We start from the raw sequence: 14,967 nt of genomic DNA on the forward strand, positions 1-14,967 counted from the left end.
TCGTATTTTGCGAGTCAAGCGATCTCCGGTGATAGGCGTTTGTTGGAGACAGTCATGGAAGGCATACCGGCCAACGAGCAGATCGCTTCACCGCGCCGGGCGCCGAGCCAGCAGCGCAGCCGCGAGCGGGTCGAGCGCATGCTGGCGGCCGCCTCGGCGCTGATTGCCGAGCAGGGCAGTGACGCCATGCGCATGGGTGAAGTGGCGGAACGGGCAGGGGTGTCGATCGGCTCGCTCTACCAGTTCTTTCCGGACAAGCGGGCGATCGTCTGGGCGCTGGCCGAGCGCTACACCGCCGAAAGCCAGGCCTGCATCTCGGCGACACTCGCCGGCGTCAGTGACGCCGAAGGGTTGCGACGGGCGTTTTCGGAGCTGGTCGATATTTATTATCGGCTGTTCCTGGCCGAGCCGGTGATGCGCGACATCTGGTCGGGCACGCAGGCCGACAAGGCGCTGCGCCAACTCGAACTCGCCGACAGCCGAGCCAATGCCGAATTCCTCGTCGCGGTGCTGAAGCGCTTACGTCCCGGCGCCGATCCAGTCTCCCTGGAGACCACCGCGTTTCTGGTCTGGCAAATGGGCGAGGCGGCGATGCGGCTGGCGATCTCCGTCGACCGCGAGGAAGGCGACAGGCTGGTCGCCGCCTACAAGCACATGGCACTCAGGGAATTGCTGGGCGAATAGACAATTGAGCTTCCTATCGCGCTAACAGTTGGCGAAACCGCCAGGGACGCGCTCCTCTCCCCGTATAGTGACGGGGAGAAGGGAGTTCTGCCCAACAAAAAACCCGCCACGAGGGCGGGTTTTTCGAAATTCTGCAGGCGCAACTGGCTTAGAGGCCGAAACCTTCGAAGCGCTTCTTGAACTTCGACAGGCGGCCGCCGCGGTCGAGCAGGGTCTGCTGGCCGCCGGTCCAGGCCGGATGGGTGGTCGGGTCGATATCGAGGTTCATCGTATCGCCTTCCTTGCCCCAGGTCGAACGGGTCATGTATTCGGTGCCGTCGGTCATGACGACTTTGATGGTGTGGTAGTCGGGATGGATAGCGGTCTTCATGGCTCTGTTCCTGGCTTGCCGGCGCGGCGGACGGGCATAAGCCTGCGTCGATGCGCCCCTTTTTAAAACTCGAAGCCGGAGCTATTGAAGAGCCACGGCTTCTAAAACGGTCGGCGTGCCTATACATCAGCCGAAATTGAATCACAAGGCCGCGGCAAGCGCATATTGAGGCGCATGGATCACAAGGCGGCTAGAGGAAACACCGGTATGGCGCAAACCAGCAGCGCAGAGGAGCGCAGACGCTCGCTCAAGCCGCTCCGGCGCCTGTTCCCCTATATCGGGCACTATCGCACCCTGGTCGTCGGCGCCCTCATCTCGCTGGTCATCGCGGCGGCAACGACATTGACGCTGCCGCTGGCGGTAAGGCGGATGATCGATCACGGTTTCTCCTCGTCCAGCACCACCTTCATCGCTGAATATTTCGCCGCATTGGTGGCGATGGCCGCGGTGCTGGCCGCGGCATCGGCAGGCCGCTACTATTTCGTCATCACGCTCGGCGAGCGCGTCGTCGCCGATATCAGGCGTGATGTCTTTGCCCATGTGACGACGCTATCGCCGTCCTTCTTCGACACCGCCCAGTCGGGCGAGATCGTTTCGCGGCTCGCCGCCGACACCACACAGGTCAAATCGGCGGTCGGCGCAACCGCGTCGGTCGCGCTGCGCAACGTCATCCTGGGCCTTGGCGCTGTGGGAATGATGGTGGTCACCAGCCCGAAACTATCTGGCCTGGTCATAGCAGCCATTCCCATCATCGTGCTGCCGCTGGTCGCCTTCGGCCGCTCGGTGCGGCGCAAGTCACGGCAGGCGCAGGACACGCTTGCGGATGCGACAGCCTATGCCAGCGAGCAGATCGGCGCGGTGCGCACGCTGCAAGCCTTCACCAATGAAAATCTGGTCACCGGGCGCTTCTCCGGCGCGGTGGAGGCTGCGTTCGATGCGGCGCGCGCCTCGATCTTCGCGCGCTCGTTCCTCACCTTCTTCGCCATCTTCACTATCTTCTCGTCCGTCGTGGCGGTGCTGTGGTTCGGCTCGCGCGACGTGCTCGAAGGCAATCTGTCGCCGGGCACGCTCGGGCAGTTCCTGCTTTATTCGGTGTTCGCCGCCGGCGCGCTCGGCGCGCTGTCGGAGGTCTGGGGCGAACTAGCGCAAGCGGCGGGCGCGGCCGAGCGGCTGACCGAGATCCTGGCGGAGAAGCCGGCGATCCAGGCGCCGGCCGAGCCGAAGCCGCTGCCTGCAGTCGCCAAGGGCGCGATCGTCTTCGACGACGTCTCCTTCTCCTATCCGGCAAGGCCCGACCGCGCCGCCGTCCATGGCCTGAGTTTTTCAGTCAGGCCCGGCGAGAAGGTGGCCATCGTCGGTCCGTCGGGGGCCGGCAAGAGCACGGTGTTCTCGCTGATCCTGCGCTTCTACGATCCTGAAACCGGCAAGGTCCTGATCGACGGCGTTGATGTGCGCGAGGCCGATCCGGTTGCGGTGCGCGAGCGCATCGCCATCGTGCCGCAGGACGTCACCATCTTCGCGGCGAGCGCGCGCGACAATATCGGTTTCGGCCGCCCGGGGGCGAGCCAGGCCGAGATCGAGGCGGCGGCCAAGGACGCGCTTGCCGACGAATTCATCCTCAAGCTCGAGAACGGCTATGACAGCCAGGTCGGCGAGCGCGGCGTGACGCTGTCTGGCGGTCAGCGCCAGCGTGTGGCGATCGCGCGCGCCATCCTGCGCGACGCGCCGATCCTGCTGCTCGACGAAGCCACCTCGGCGCTCGACGCTGAAAGCGAGACGCTGGTGCAGATGGCGCTGGAACGGCTGATGCAGGGCCGCACGACCATCGTGATCGCGCACCGTTTGGCGACAGTGCTGAAGGCCGACAGGATACTGGTCATGGATGGCGGCCGTATCGTCGAGGAAGGCACGCACCAGAGCCTGATCGCCAAGGGCGGCATCTATGCCCGGCTGGCCAAGCTGCAATTCGAGACCGGCGCCAGCGCTTTCAGGGGCGCGGCGGAATAAGGAATTTCCGATAACGCTCAGTTCGCCTCAGTTTCGGCGTAGCCGAAATTGTAACTCCAGGAGGCGTTGTCGGCCATCTTCCTGCGCGACTTCAGATAAGGGCCGATCTCCTTGGCGGGAACCCGGTCCCCAATCGTCTTGAGAAACCAGTCGACCTGAAACTCCGTCGGCGCGCTCGACCAGCGCGCCTTGAAGGCGACAAAGGGCGTGATCACGTCGTTGGACTTCTCGGGGCCGACGAACTCGGCCTTCAGGTTGTGGACGATACACTGATGGCGCTTGAACATCGGACTGCCGAGCCAGACTGGGCCGGTCCTGCCGACCATATCCGGCTCCGGCAGATTGCTGATGCCGACATCGGCCTTGAGCGGGAAGTTCTTGATGAGATCATCGGCATCGAGATCGCCAGCGGAAAGCTCGTAGGATTCGACCGTCGTGACGATGTTGCGGTCGCGGTCGTCATTTGTCGACAACGGCGCCAGGCTGGTCATGCCTGGATACTGCCGGTTGTAATATTGGAGATAGTCATCGGCGAGCTTGGTGGCGGATGACGAAACCAGCCTGTAGCGCATGCTGTCGGCATCCGCACCGCTATAGGTCGTGCGCACCGTCAGCTTCAGCGCTTCGCCCTTGAGTTTGGGAAAGTCGAACGCCTCGCTGACGAAGGTGGTAGGCTCGAAAAGCCCCTTGCGCTCCATCTTTTCGATCCGCGCGCTACCGGCGACAATCGGCAGGGCGAAGCCATAGTCGGGTGGAACGAGATTCTCGGCCCTGCTGCCCTGCAGGTAATTGGTCGCGTCGATCCAGTAGACCTGGCCTTTGATCGTTGCCCTGACGATGACGTGATCGAAGGCGCGGATGGTCGGCAGCATCTCGCCAAGTGCCAGCCCGCCATCGAGATCGGTCAGGGCCGGATCGGCCTGAATGCCGAGTCGGCGCAGGCTGGAGGCGAGAAGCAGGGCCTTGTCCTTGCAATCGCCGAAGCCGCTGGCGATCACCGTGCTAGGGCTGCGGGGATATAGGAGCCGCGGCCCATGGACAGGCTCACATAGCGGATGGTGTCCTGGACCAGCCGCATCGCCTCGATCATCCGGTCTTCGGGATTGGCGTATCTGGCGGCGATGTCGTCAAGCTTCGATGCGAACGCGGCGGGCAATTCCTGATCGAGCCGGTAATAGGGCAACATCGCGTCGACGATGTCCTGCCATTTGCTTGTCGAAGAGATCTGGATTGTCGGATAGGTCGGGAAATCCGCCGGCAGGTTGTCCTCGGATTTGACCGGCGCAGGATTGATGCTTTGCCAGGTATAGGACTTCGATGCGCTTTCGGTTTTGACTTCCGGCTGGATCTCGGTGCGGATCTGGCGGATGTTCAAGGGCTGACTTGCCGGCCACGTCACCTTTTCGCGGATGAGCGCGATGGGCCCGCCCCAGGCCACTGCGACCGAGTGGAAAAACAGATCCGCACCAACGATCGGTGTCCTGACGGTGGTCCTGCCATAATCGATGATGTCGCCGACGCGAACATCATCGACATTCACATAAGCCGTGAGCCAGCCGTCGAACAGGCCTTTCTCGGGATCCTTCTCGCGCCGGAACACGTCGAAGGTTGCCCCGGGCAGCCGGCCCGCATGATCCGCACGTCTCGCCAGATACCGTCGGATACCACCAGTGATAGAAAAGTAGAGGCGATCCCGCAAGGCTACCGTCCTGCAAGGATGCCTCATTGCATTCCTGTTCGACGGCAGTCGCCGCAGGTCAGGGTAATCGGGATGGCACGACGGCCGATCTTATCCGCCGTAGCGCTGCTTCAGATGATTGACGAAATACACGGCGTTGAGCCTTTCGCCGGTGGCGCGTTCGAGCAGGTCCGGCGTCGACCAGCGCGACCCCTGCGACCAAATCGTCCTGCGGCGCCAGTCGTTGATGGCCGCGAAATTCCCCTTGGCAAGGTCGTCGTCGGCGGAAGGATGCTCCCGCCTCAGCGCGGCCCATTGCTGCGCCGCCATCATCGCGCCCAGCGTATAGGAGGGGAAGTAGCCGAAGGCGGCACCCGGCCAATGGACGTCCTGCATTGGCCCGTCGGCCGGATTGTCGATGGTGGAGAGACCGAGATAGTCGCGCATCTTGGCGTCCCAGGCTTCCGGCAGTTCGGCAACCTCCAGCCCGCCCGAGACCAGCTCCTGCTCAAGCTCGTAGCGCAGGATGACATGCAAGGGATAGGTCACCTCGTCGGCGTCGACGCGGATCAGGCCGCGTTCGACACGATGCACATGCGGCAGGATGTCGTCGAGCGACCAGGCTTCGCCGAGATGCTTTACCACCACCGGCAGTGCCCAGTGCCAGAAGGCGGGATTGCGGCCGATCTGTTTTTCAACGAACAGGCTCTGGCTTTCATGCACGGCCATGCCGCGGGCCTTGCCGAGCGGCCAGTGCGACCATGCCTTCGGCAGGTTCTGTTCGTAGAGTGCATGGCCGGTCTCGTGCAGCACGCCCATCAAAGCCGACAGGAAATCCGATGTCTTGTAACGGGTGGTGATGCGCACGTCGCTGGGCACGCCGCCGCAGAAGGGGTGGTGCGAGACCGAGAGCGAGCCGTGCGTGAGATCGAAACCGACCGCCGCCATCATGGCAAGGCCGAGTTCGCGCTGGCGGTCTATCGGATAGGTGCCCGAAAGCGGCTTCAGCGGATGCTTGCGCAGCCGCGCGTCCTGTATCGCCAGCGCCTCCGGCACGAAACCTTTGAGGAAGGCTTTCAGGTCGGCGAAGACGGGGGTGATGTCGGCGGTGCGGTTGCCGGGGTCGTATTGCTCCATCAGCGCGTCATAGGGGGCTAGGCCGAGCACGTCGGAGCGCAAGGCGGCCTCTTCGCGCACCAGTGTCACCACGCCCTCGAGCGCCGGCTGGAAACCGGCCCAGTCGCTCTTGGGGCGCAGGTCGCGCCACAGTTGCTCGCAGCGCATGCGCGCGGTCGTGAGGCGTTCGACGAATTCGACCGGCAAGCAGGTCAGGTTGGTATATTGCCGGCGCAACTCGGCGAGAGCCGTGCGCTGCTCGTCGTCGAGCGCCTCGCTTTCGGCCGCGGCGATCCAGTCGGATATTTCCGGCGCGGTCGCCCTGGTGTGATACATGCCGGCAAGTGCCGCCATCGCCTCGGCACGCTTCTCACCACCGCCGACGGCCATGTGGGTCGCTTCGTCGGCGCCGAGGATGGCCAGCGCATGCTCAAGCGCTTCGAGCTTGTGGCCGAGGTCGTCAAGTTTGTGAAAGGACATGGCGGCTTCCGTGGTTGAGGACGGCGCGAAAAGACACCAACGCAAATGCGTTGGCAACCCTCAGATGCCGTCAGACGGGTGCTCCTTGCACGGTCTATGCCGTGCATGAAATGCTGCCGGCAACACGGGAAGGGGAAGCATATGATCGGCAACATACTGGTCGCCCTGGTGGCCTTGATCCATGTCTACATCGTCTATTTCGAAATGGTGCTCTGGGACACGCCGCGCGGGCAAAAGACATTCCGCCTGACGCCGGACTTCGCCAGCGCGTCGAAGGTGCTCGCCGCCAATCAGGGCCTCTACAACGGTTTTCTCGCTGCCGGCCTGATCTGGGGGCTATACCTCGGTGCCCCCGGCTTTCAGATCAAGGTTTTCTTTCTGCTGTGCGTGGCCATTGCAGGCCTCTACGGCGGCGCAACGGTCGGCCGCAAGATCCTACTTGTCCAGACCGTGCCGGCGGCGATCGCCCTGATCGCGATCTGGCTCGGCTGGTGAGGAAAAGGACGCCCGCGGGATTGGGGTCCCGAAGGCGCCAGGTGGTCCCTTCCTCTTGGACCTTTGTGAACAAGGAATTCTCAGCCGTTCGGATAGTTCCCGCCGTCGGCGCCGTCGCCGATCATGAAGCCGCTGCCGGTATCGACCCTCAGCCTCTGGTCGACATTGTCGAGACGGCGCAGCAGATCATGGTATTGGGCGGCCGGTATCCTGCCATGATCCGATGCGGCGATCCTCTCGGCCGCCTGGCTGATGCGGGCGGTGCGCATTTCCAGGCGTTCCGCCACGGCCGGGGTGATGCTGTTGGCGTTCCTGGCGTCCACAATGCCCTGGTGGACACCTTGTACCTGTCCGATAAGGCCCTCGATGCGCGGGCCGGTCATGTCGGTCGGATCGGTCGCGTCGAGCGCGCCCTTGTGATGGCCTGCGGCATAGGCGCCCGCCAGCGGGGCGGCGATGAGAATCGCGGTGAGGGTTGCAATCTTGAGAGATGCTGAAGAGCGCATGACGGCGCCTCCTTTTACATGGGAAGGGAGCGGTCTTGCCACTCCGCGTCCCGGACGCGGGCCGTCCGGTTCCGTCGCGTCGCGATGGGAGGCATCGCCGGCGGTTCTCGGCCCTGCGCAGCAAGCTAGGAGCGCTCCGGTGCGAAGTGTAATTAAAAAAAGATAATCTTTTCAGCCCTTGCCGGATTCAATGTGCGCGCTAGAGTTGAGGCGGTGAACAAGTTCGCGTGACTTTTAAGTGATGAGTAGTCACCGTTCGGTGAGCTTCAGTTCAATGCGGCGGTTCTTGTTGCGCGCCTCGTCGGTATTGGCGGGGTCGAGCGGCTGGAACTCGCCGAAGCCGGCGGCGACCAGCCGGTTGGCCGGCACGCCATTCTCGATCAGGAACTTGACCACCGAGGTCGAACGCGCCGTCGACAGCTCCCAGTTGTCGCGGTAGCGGCCAGTACCCGAGAGCGGCTTGTTGTCGGTATGGCCGTCGACACGCAGCACCCAGTTGATCTCGGGCGGGATTTCCTTCTGCAACTCGATGATGGCGTCGGCGAGTTTCTTCATCTCGACCTTGCCGGCGTCGTTGATCACCTCGGAGCCGGTCGGAAACAGCACCTCGGACTGGAAGACAAAGCGGTCGCCGACGATGCGGATATTTTCGCGGTCGGCGAGGATTTCACGCAGGCGCCCGAAGAAATCGGAGCGGTAGCGGTTCAGCTCCTGAACACGCTGCGCCAGTGCCACGTTCAGGCGGCGGCCGAGATCGGCGATCTTGGTGTTGGAATCGCGGTCGCGGGTCTCGGAAACGTTGAGCGCATCTTCCAGCGCTCCGATCTGCTTGCGCAGCGCGGCGATCTGCTGGTTGAGGATCTCGACCTGGCTCAGCGCCTGCTGACTGATCTGGCGCTGGCTGTCGAGTTCCCCCGACAGGGCGACGGCGCGCTGGTTGGCCGCGTCGCCGGCCCCCGCGCCTTGTGCCAAAAGCTGCTCGAGCCGGCTCTTTTCCGCCTGCGCCGCCGAAAGCGACGCCTGCAGGTTGGCCAGCGAATCCTCCTTGTCCTGCGTCGTCGAGCGCTCCAGCGCCAGGAGTTGCGTCAGTTCGTTGATCTGCGAGTTGAGGCGGTTAAGCACGGCGTCCTTGCCGGAAATCTCGCGCCCGAGCAGGAACTGCGCCAGTACGAAAACGGTGAGCAGGAACATGATCGCCAGAAGCAGCGTCGACAGCGCGTCGACAAAGCCCGGCCAGTAGTCGATGCGGCGGTCCGTACGCCGGCCCCTGGCGAGCGCCATGTCAGTGCACCCCGGGCTTCTTCAGGGCATCGGCGATCTTTTCCAGCGTGTTGCGCATCGCCTTCTGCTCGTCGGATTGGGCCTCGACCCAGTCGCGCATGATCTGCTGCTCGGAGCGCATGTTCTTGACCAGGCCGGAAATGCCGTCGGCGAGATTGGCCATGGCGGTGGCGACGCGCGGGTTGGAGCCGCCGCCATTCTCCTGCAGGCTGCGCAGCCGCTCCGACAACAGACGGATTTCATCGGAAGGTTCGGCCTTGGCAGGATCGGAGACGACGATATCGGACGACAGATCGGTGACCGAGGACAGCCAGTTCTCAAGCTCGGTGTAGAAGCGGGTCTGGGCGCGACCCGCCTGCAGGTCGAGGAAGCCGAGCACGAGCGAGCCGGACAGGCCGAACAGCGAGGACGAGAAGGCCGTGCCCATGCCGGCCAGCGGCGCCGACAGCCCCTGCTTGAGAGATTCGAGCACCGCGGCCGCGTCTCCGGTGCCGGGATCAAGCGATTCGATGGTCTCGCGGATCGAGCCGATCGTGTTCAACAGGCCCCAGAAGGTGCCGAGCAGGCCGAGGAATACCAGCAGGCCGACCAGGTAGCGCGAGGTGTCGCGGCTTTCGTCGAGGCGCGTGGCGATCGAATCGAGCATGGTGCGCATCGAGGAGGTCGAGAAGGCCATGGTCGCGGAGCGACCGATCATCGCTTTCATCGGCGCCAGCAGCACCGGTTCGGTCGTCTCCGAGCCCGCACGGAAGGAGTTGACCCAGCGCACCTCGCGAAACAGCCGCCCGACCTGGACGAAGGCGAGCAGGATACCGACCACCAGCACGCCGATGATCAGCCCGTTGAGCCCGGGATTGGTGACGAAAGCCGTCGAGACCTGCCGCGTCAGGATGGCGGCGATGAAGGCTACGATGGCAAGGAAGATGACCATGGTCAGCAGAAAAACCTGCGGACTCGACAGTTTATGCGGATCGTAGATCAGTACGTCGGAGCGCCTGCCCATGCCGAAGGATCTGAGAAAAGCCATCCGTGCCCCGTTTCCGATGCCGCTGCCGCCGATCACGTAGTTGGCGACTCTAAACGGAATTGTGACCAAATTGAATGGCGCTTGGCAATATTGCCTTGGCGCAAGTTTGCAGCTCGGAAACCGAATTCGGTTTCGACGATCAAAGGCGGTTGATGACCAGACAGTCGACCATGGCCGCCAGATGCAGGCCGGCGCCGGTGACGACAAAGCCATGCCACAACGCGTTGTGGAAGCGTAGCCCCTTCCAGGCGAAGAAAATGACACCGCAGGAATAGACGACGCCGCCGGCGGCGATGAGCACGATCGACGTGGCCGGCAGCGTTTCGACCAGTGGCTTGACCAGGATGATGCCGCTCCAGCCGATGGCGAGGTAGAAGCCGATCGCCAGCCGGTCGAAGCGGCCGGGGAAAAACACCTTTATGGCGATGCCTGTCGCCGCCGCGATCCAGACCAGCGCGATCATCCCGCTGGCCAGCGGCGAGCCACCGAGCTGGGCCAGAAAAGGCGTGTAGGTGGCGGCGATCAGAAGATAGATCGCGGCGTGATCGAAGCGCCGCAGGACCCATTTGGCCGGTGAGGACACCGGCCACAGATTGTAGGTCAGCGACACCGACAGAACGGTGAGCAGCGAAACGACATAGAAGGCGGCGGCGATGTATTCGCCCGGCCCGACCCGAAACGCCGCCAGCGCCAGCAGTGCCGAGCCGGCCGCGATCGCCAGCACGATGCCGACAGCGTGGACGATGCCGTCGGCGATCATCTCGGCGCGCGAATAGTGCCAGCGTCCGATGAACGGAATATCGGGTTGCGGCGGTGTGTTGGTCATCTCACGTCCTGTGTCACCCTGTATCTGGGAAACCGCCGGACAGTATTTCAAGCTTTGTTTGCGGTTTTGCGACTGCGGCGCTTCAACGCGGCGGCAGCGGCTTTTTCACCGTCTTCAGCAGCGCGCGCTGGATGATCTCGTTGCCGGCGACGACCGAACCGTTGTCCAGCATGTCCTGCCCGCCATCCATGTCGGAGACGAAGCCGCCCGCCTCGCGGATCAGCAGCAGGCCGGCGGCGATATCCCAGGCCGACAGGCCGGTTTCCCAGAAGCCGTCCATGCGGCCGGCGGCGACATAGGCGAGATCGAGCGAGGCCGAACCAAGGCGCCTGACACCGGAGACCTCGGCCATGACGTGGCGCAATTCAATCAGGAAATTGCCGTGTTGGCCGCGCCCCAGATGCGGCACGCCGCAGCCGATGACGGCGTCGACCAGCTTGGCGCGGCCGGCGACGCGCAGGCGGCGGTCATTCAGGAACGCGCCGCCGCCGCGTTCGGTCGTATAGAGCTCGTCCATGGCCGGATTGTAGATGACGCCGGCAACGATCTGGCCCTGGCGTTCCAGCGCGATCGAGACGGCGAAAAGCGGAATGCCGTGCAGGAAATTGGTGGTGCCGTCGAGCGGATCGACGATCCAGCGGTGCTGGCTGTCTTCGCCGGCGACCGTGCCGCGCTCTTCCATCAGAAAGCTGTAGCCCGGGCGCGCCTTCGACAATTCGGCGAAAACGATGTCCTCGGCCTTGCGGTCGGCCTGGCTGACATAGTCGCCCGGACCCTTCATCGAGACCTGCAGGTTCTGGACCTCGCCGAAGTCGCGCGACAGCGAGCGGCCGGCCTTCATTGCGGCCTGGACCATGACGTTGAGTAGGGCTGAGCGTGCCATAGAGTTTCTTCCTGCTGCCGCGCTTTAAACTTTGTCCTGATGCATGTCGGTGACCCAAAACCGGGGCCAATTTTGGGCGACATGCATCAGTCGGCGCGGCGCACGTAAGTGATTTCGTTGGTGTCGACGATGATGCGTTCGCCGGCGCCGATGAAGGGCGGCACCAGAACGCGGATGCCGTTTTCCAGCACCGCTGGCTTGTAGGAGGATGCCGCCGTCTGGCCCTTCACCACGGGATCGGCCTCGGTGATGGTCAGCGTTACATAGTCGGGAAGCGAAATGCCGATCGGCCTCTCCTCGTAGAGCTGCACCGTCACCATCATGCCGTCCTGCAGGAACGCGGCGCGGTCGCCGACGAAGTCCTTGTTCAGCTCGAGCTGTTCGTAGCTTTGGGTGTCCATGAACACCAGCGCGTCGTCCTGCTCGTAGAGGAAGGAAAAATCCTTGAGATCAAGCCGGATCTGCTCGACCGTCTCGGCTGAGCGGAAGCGCTCGTTGAGCTTGGTGCCGTTGATGAGGTTCTTCAGCTCGACTTGGTTGTAGGCGCCGCCCTTGCCGGGCTTGACGGTGTTGGTCCTGACCGCCACCCAGAGTCCGCCATCGTGCTCGATGACGTAGCCGGGACGGATTTCGTTGCCATTGATCTTGGCCATGGTGGGATGATCCGGGAATGAGACGGTCGCTGGGAAAAGCGATTTCGGGCTCCCAAGACCACAAAACACCCGAAGAGGCAAGGGAGCGAGCGGGCAGGGAGCGGCGCCGTGCGGTGCACGGGCCGTCAGGGCAGGCGATTTGCCTTCTGCAGCGCCTGCTTGGTCTGGTCGTCGTCCAAGCCTTGCAGGAAATCGTCCATCTCGGAATCGATGAGGCCGGCGCGGCGGGCGACGATGTACCAGGCGCCGGCCAGCACCAGATCAGGATCGGTGCCGATGCCTTGCATGTAGAGTTTCGCCAGGCGGTTCTGGGCGGCGACATTGCCGCCCTCGGCGGCCTGCTTGGTCCAGCCGAAGGCAGACTTCAGGTCGCGCGGGCCGCCGCGGCCCTCGATCATCCAGGCGGCGAGATCGATCTGCGCGGTATCGTAGTTCTGCCGCGCGGCCTGCGCCAGCAGGCGCCTTGCCTGGGCGTCGTCGTGCGGCTTGCCGCCGACGCCGTTGGCATAGACCTGGGACATGGCATATTGGGCATCGGCGAGGCCGGTCGCGGCGGCGCGTTCATAATAGGAGACCGCCTTGGTCAAGCCAGCATCGCCGGGATCCTGCTGCACCAGCATCTGCGCGAAATTGAACTGCGCCAGCTGGTTGCCGGCTTCGGCGGCCGCCTGCATCAGCGCATAGGCCTCCTTCGTGTCCTTCTTAACGTAGCGGCCGTCGAGCAGCATCAGCGCATATTGGAACTGCGATTCCGGCACGCCCTGCTCGGCGGCGCGCGCATACCATTTCGCGGCTTCGGCCGCGTTCAGCGGGACACCCAGGCCCCGCGACAGGATCTCGGCCACCAGCGTCTGTGCCGCCGGATCGCCGTTCTGCGCCCGCGTCAGCGCCAGATTGTAAGCGGTCTTGTAGAGCCCGCGCTGGAAAGCGCCATAGGCCGCGTCCGCGGGCTTCGCCCCGAAACGGTCGGGATTGATGCTGTCGGCCGAGGGCAGCGGTGCGGGCTCCGCCGTGGTGGCGGGCTGCGGCAGCTGCTTTTCGATCGGCTTGTCGGTGTGCACGCCGGTATCGGGCTTGGGCTGCGGCAAGGGAATCGTTTCGGCGGCGGCGGCCTGGATCATGACCGCCGCAAGCAGGGCCTGAAGGGAAAGCCTTGCCTGGGCCACATTAATCCTCGAAGCGCGGCGCGGTTTCGTCGAGCAGCGCATTGGCCTCGGCGATCGCCGCTTTCGGATCGACGCCTTCGGCGAACACCGCGCTCGACAACGCGACGAACTCGGCGCCGGTGGCGGCCACGGTCGCGACCGACGCAAGGTCGGACCCGGCCATGACGATGCAGGGGATCTGGATCATTTGCGCCCACCACTCACCCAGTGACAGGTTGCGCGGATGCGGCTCCGGCTTGTTGTCGTAGCCGAAGCGGCCGAAGAAGATGTAGTCGGGCCTGGCTTCGCCGAGCTCGAGCGCGTCGTCGCGCGTCTTGGCGCCGCCGGCGCCGACCATCATCTTCGCCTGGAAATGGCCGATCGTCTCGGCAAGCTCGGCCTTGGAGACCTCGACATGGATGCCGTCGGCCTGGACACGGCCGGCGATGCGGGTATCGCCGGCGATGATTACGGCCACGCCCGCGGCCTGTGCCGCCGGCACGATCCGTTCGGCGAAAGCCTGGAAGGAGGCTTCGTCCATGCCATTTTCGGGCAGGATCAGCGAGGCGACGTCGCCGCCGTCGAATGCCGTGGCGATGCGGTCGGCCGGCACGCCGGGCGGCGCGATCAGCACGATGCGGCAGCGATTTGGGGGCGTTGCGTCGTTCATGGTTCTTCGATCCCGGGTTTCGCCTATGCCGGGCGAAGATGGTTGGATTGCGGCATAGAGCAAACTGCCCGCTTTGAACAGGCGGACAGTCAGGATCGCGATCTTTGGTCCGCCGGGCAGCCGGCGTAGCGCCTTACTTGGCCGGCCCCCGGGATCGAGGTGGACGGTTTCGAAGCCCCTCAGGGTCGCGCGGCTGTTCGCGCGCTCGATCGGCGACCTCGACGGCATTTTCGATCGTATCGCCGACGAGGAGACCAGCACCGCCATCATCAAGGCGCAGCCGATCCGGCGGCGGCCGCCGCTTGAGGCGGCATCGGCCTCGCGGTCTTGACTCCGCACGGCCGTGGTGGAAATGGGCGACAGGTCCATCAGATGATTGTCTGAAGAACGAGGGAGACATGGCGCAGAATATCTACGACCAGCCGGATTTCTTCGCGGGCTACAGCCAGCTTGGCCGGTCGGTCGAAGGCCTGGACGGCGCGGCGGAATGGCCGGCGCTGTGCGCGATGCTACCTGACGTCGGCGGCCTGCGGGTCGTCGACCTCGGCTGCGGCTTCGGCTGGTTCTGCCGCTGGGCGCACGAGCATGGAGCCAAGGAGGTCCTGGGGCTGGACCTGTCGGAAAAGATGCTGGCCCGGGCGAGGGTGGCCGGCCCGGATGTCGGCATCACCTATGCGAGGGCCGACCTCGACCAGCTCAGCCTGCCACAAGACGGCTTCGATCTGGCCTACAGCTCGCTTGCCCTGCACTATGTCGAGGACGTTGCACGCCTGTTCGGCACGGTGCATCAGGCCCTGTCGCCCGGCGGCCATTTCGTCTTTTCGACCGAACACCCGATCTTCATGGCTCCGACCAATCCCGGTTGGTCGATCGATGCCGAAGGCCGCAAGACGTGGCCTGTCGACCGGTATCTGGTCGAAGGCCCTCGCGAGACCGACTGGCTGGCCAAAGGCGTCGTGAAACATCATCGCACCATCGGCACCACGCTCAACACGCTGATCCGGGCCGGATTCACGATCGCGCATGTCGAGGAATTCCGCCCGACGGACGCGCAGACCGCGGCAAGGCCGGAGTTGATGGAAGAGCTGGAGCGGCCGATGTTCCTGCTGGTGTCGGCTCGCCGATAGGACGGTCGGAAGCATAAGG

At 64.1% G+C, this 14,967-nt stretch carries 16 protein-coding genes and 1 pseudogene; 5 read left to right on the forward strand and 12 right to left on the reverse strand.

Features of this window, described 5'->3' with window-relative positions:
- Nucleotides 1–54: 54 nt before the first annotated feature.
- Nucleotides 55–684, forward strand: coding sequence for a TetR/AcrR family transcriptional regulator (locus FJ938_RS14625; RefSeq protein ID WP_140608346.1), 630 nt, complete (start codon nt 55–57; stop codon nt 682–684).
- Nucleotides 685–832: 148 nt separating this feature from the next.
- On the opposite strand, the gene rpmE is transcribed toward FJ938_RS14625, so the two are convergent.
- A complete protein-coding gene (gene rpmE, locus FJ938_RS14630; protein ID WP_140608344.1) occupies nt 833–1,054 on the reverse strand; it encodes a 50S ribosomal protein L31 in 222 nt (73 codons plus the stop codon).
- Nucleotides 1,055–1,261: 207 nt separating this feature from the next.
- Between rpmE and FJ938_RS14635 the strand changes: the two genes are divergently transcribed.
- On the forward strand, nt 1,262–3,061 hold the full coding sequence (locus FJ938_RS14635) for an ABC transporter transmembrane domain-containing protein (RefSeq protein WP_140694840.1): 1,800 nt from the start codon (nt 1,262–1,264) through the stop codon (nt 3,059–3,061).
- A 17-nt stretch (nt 3,062–3,078) separates the two neighbouring features.
- Here FJ938_RS14635 and FJ938_RS14640 read toward each other — a convergent pair whose 3' ends face one another.
- The 3 genes from FJ938_RS14640 to FJ938_RS14650 form a co-directional block, all read right to left on the reverse strand.
- Complete coding sequence (locus tag FJ938_RS14640; protein WP_140694842.1) at nt 3,079–4,059, reverse strand: hypothetical protein; 981 nt, start codon at nt 4,057–4,059, stop codon at nt 3,079–3,081.
- Entirely contained in the window at nt 4,056–4,760 is a 705-nt protein-coding gene (locus FJ938_RS14645) for a DUF3857 domain-containing protein (protein ID WP_181169103.1), read from the reverse strand. Before FJ938_RS14645 ends, FJ938_RS14640 begins: the two co-directional genes overlap by 4 nt.
- A 90-nt stretch (nt 4,761–4,850) precedes the next feature.
- The gene (locus tag FJ938_RS14650) at nt 4,851–6,335 is read right to left on the reverse strand and encodes a carboxypeptidase M32 (RefSeq protein ID WP_140694848.1); all 1,485 of its coding nucleotides are present in this window, start codon (nt 6,333–6,335) and stop codon (nt 4,851–4,853) included.
- 141 nt (nt 6,336–6,476) lie between these two features.
- Here FJ938_RS14650 and FJ938_RS14655 point away from each other — a divergent pair, with 141 nt between their 5' ends.
- A complete protein-coding gene (locus tag FJ938_RS14655) occupies nt 6,477–6,830 on the forward strand; it encodes a DUF1304 domain-containing protein (RefSeq protein ID WP_140694850.1) in 354 nt (117 codons plus the stop codon).
- An 80-nt stretch (nt 6,831–6,910) separates the two neighbouring features.
- On the opposite strand, the gene FJ938_RS14660 is transcribed toward FJ938_RS14655, so the two are convergent.
- The 8 genes from FJ938_RS14660 to FJ938_RS14695 form a co-directional block, all read right to left on the reverse strand.
- Nucleotides 6,911–7,336, reverse strand: coding sequence for a hypothetical protein (locus FJ938_RS14660; RefSeq protein WP_140694852.1), 426 nt, complete (start codon nt 7,334–7,336; stop codon nt 6,911–6,913).
- A 249-nt stretch (nt 7,337–7,585) separates the two neighbouring features.
- A complete protein-coding gene (locus FJ938_RS14665; RefSeq protein WP_140608334.1) occupies nt 7,586–8,617 on the reverse strand; it encodes a peptidoglycan -binding protein in 1,032 nt (343 codons plus the stop codon).
- Between the two features lies 1 nt (nt 8,618).
- Complete coding sequence (locus FJ938_RS14670; RefSeq protein WP_140694855.1) at nt 8,619–9,644, reverse strand: MotA/TolQ/ExbB proton channel family protein; 1,026 nt, start codon at nt 9,642–9,644, stop codon at nt 8,619–8,621.
- 139 nt (nt 9,645–9,783) lie between these two features.
- The gene (locus FJ938_RS14675; protein ID WP_140694858.1) at nt 9,784–10,470 is read right to left on the reverse strand and encodes a hemolysin III family protein; all 687 of its coding nucleotides are present in this window, start codon (nt 10,468–10,470) and stop codon (nt 9,784–9,786) included.
- An 82-nt stretch (nt 10,471–10,552) separates the two neighbouring features.
- On the reverse strand, nt 10,553–11,353 hold the full coding sequence (locus FJ938_RS14680; RefSeq protein WP_140694861.1) for an inositol monophosphatase family protein: 801 nt from the start codon (nt 11,351–11,353) through the stop codon (nt 10,553–10,555).
- An 86-nt stretch (nt 11,354–11,439) separates the two neighbouring features.
- The gene (efp, locus tag FJ938_RS14685) at nt 11,440–12,006 is read right to left on the reverse strand and encodes an elongation factor P (RefSeq protein WP_019861758.1); all 567 of its coding nucleotides are present in this window, start codon (nt 12,004–12,006) and stop codon (nt 11,440–11,442) included.
- A 125-nt stretch (nt 12,007–12,131) separates the two neighbouring features.
- Nucleotides 12,132–13,172, reverse strand: coding sequence for a tetratricopeptide repeat protein (locus tag FJ938_RS14690; RefSeq protein WP_140608326.1), 1,041 nt, complete (start codon nt 13,170–13,172; stop codon nt 12,132–12,134).
- Nucleotide 13,173: 1 nt separating this feature from the next.
- Nucleotides 13,174–13,821 (reverse strand): thiamine phosphate synthase, encoded by a 648-nt coding sequence (locus FJ938_RS14695; protein ID WP_140694864.1) that lies wholly within the window; start codon nt 13,819–13,821, stop codon nt 13,174–13,176.
- Nucleotides 13,822–14,005: 184 nt separating this feature from the next.
- Between FJ938_RS14695 and FJ938_RS14700 the strand changes: the two are divergent.
- A pseudogene (locus tag FJ938_RS14700) lies at nt 14,006–14,152 on the forward strand (Lrp/AsnC family transcriptional regulator); the annotation flags it as partial.
- Between the two features lie 67 nt (nt 14,153–14,219).
- The gene (locus FJ938_RS14705; RefSeq protein ID WP_140694867.1) at nt 14,220–14,948 is read left to right on the forward strand and encodes a class I SAM-dependent methyltransferase; all 729 of its coding nucleotides are present in this window, start codon (nt 14,220–14,222) and stop codon (nt 14,946–14,948) included.
- Nucleotides 14,949–14,967: the final 19 nt, after the last annotated feature.

This window comes from Mesorhizobium sp. B2-4-14, assembly GCF_006442155.1.
Lineage (GTDB): Bacteria > Pseudomonadota > Alphaproteobacteria > Rhizobiales > Rhizobiaceae > Mesorhizobium.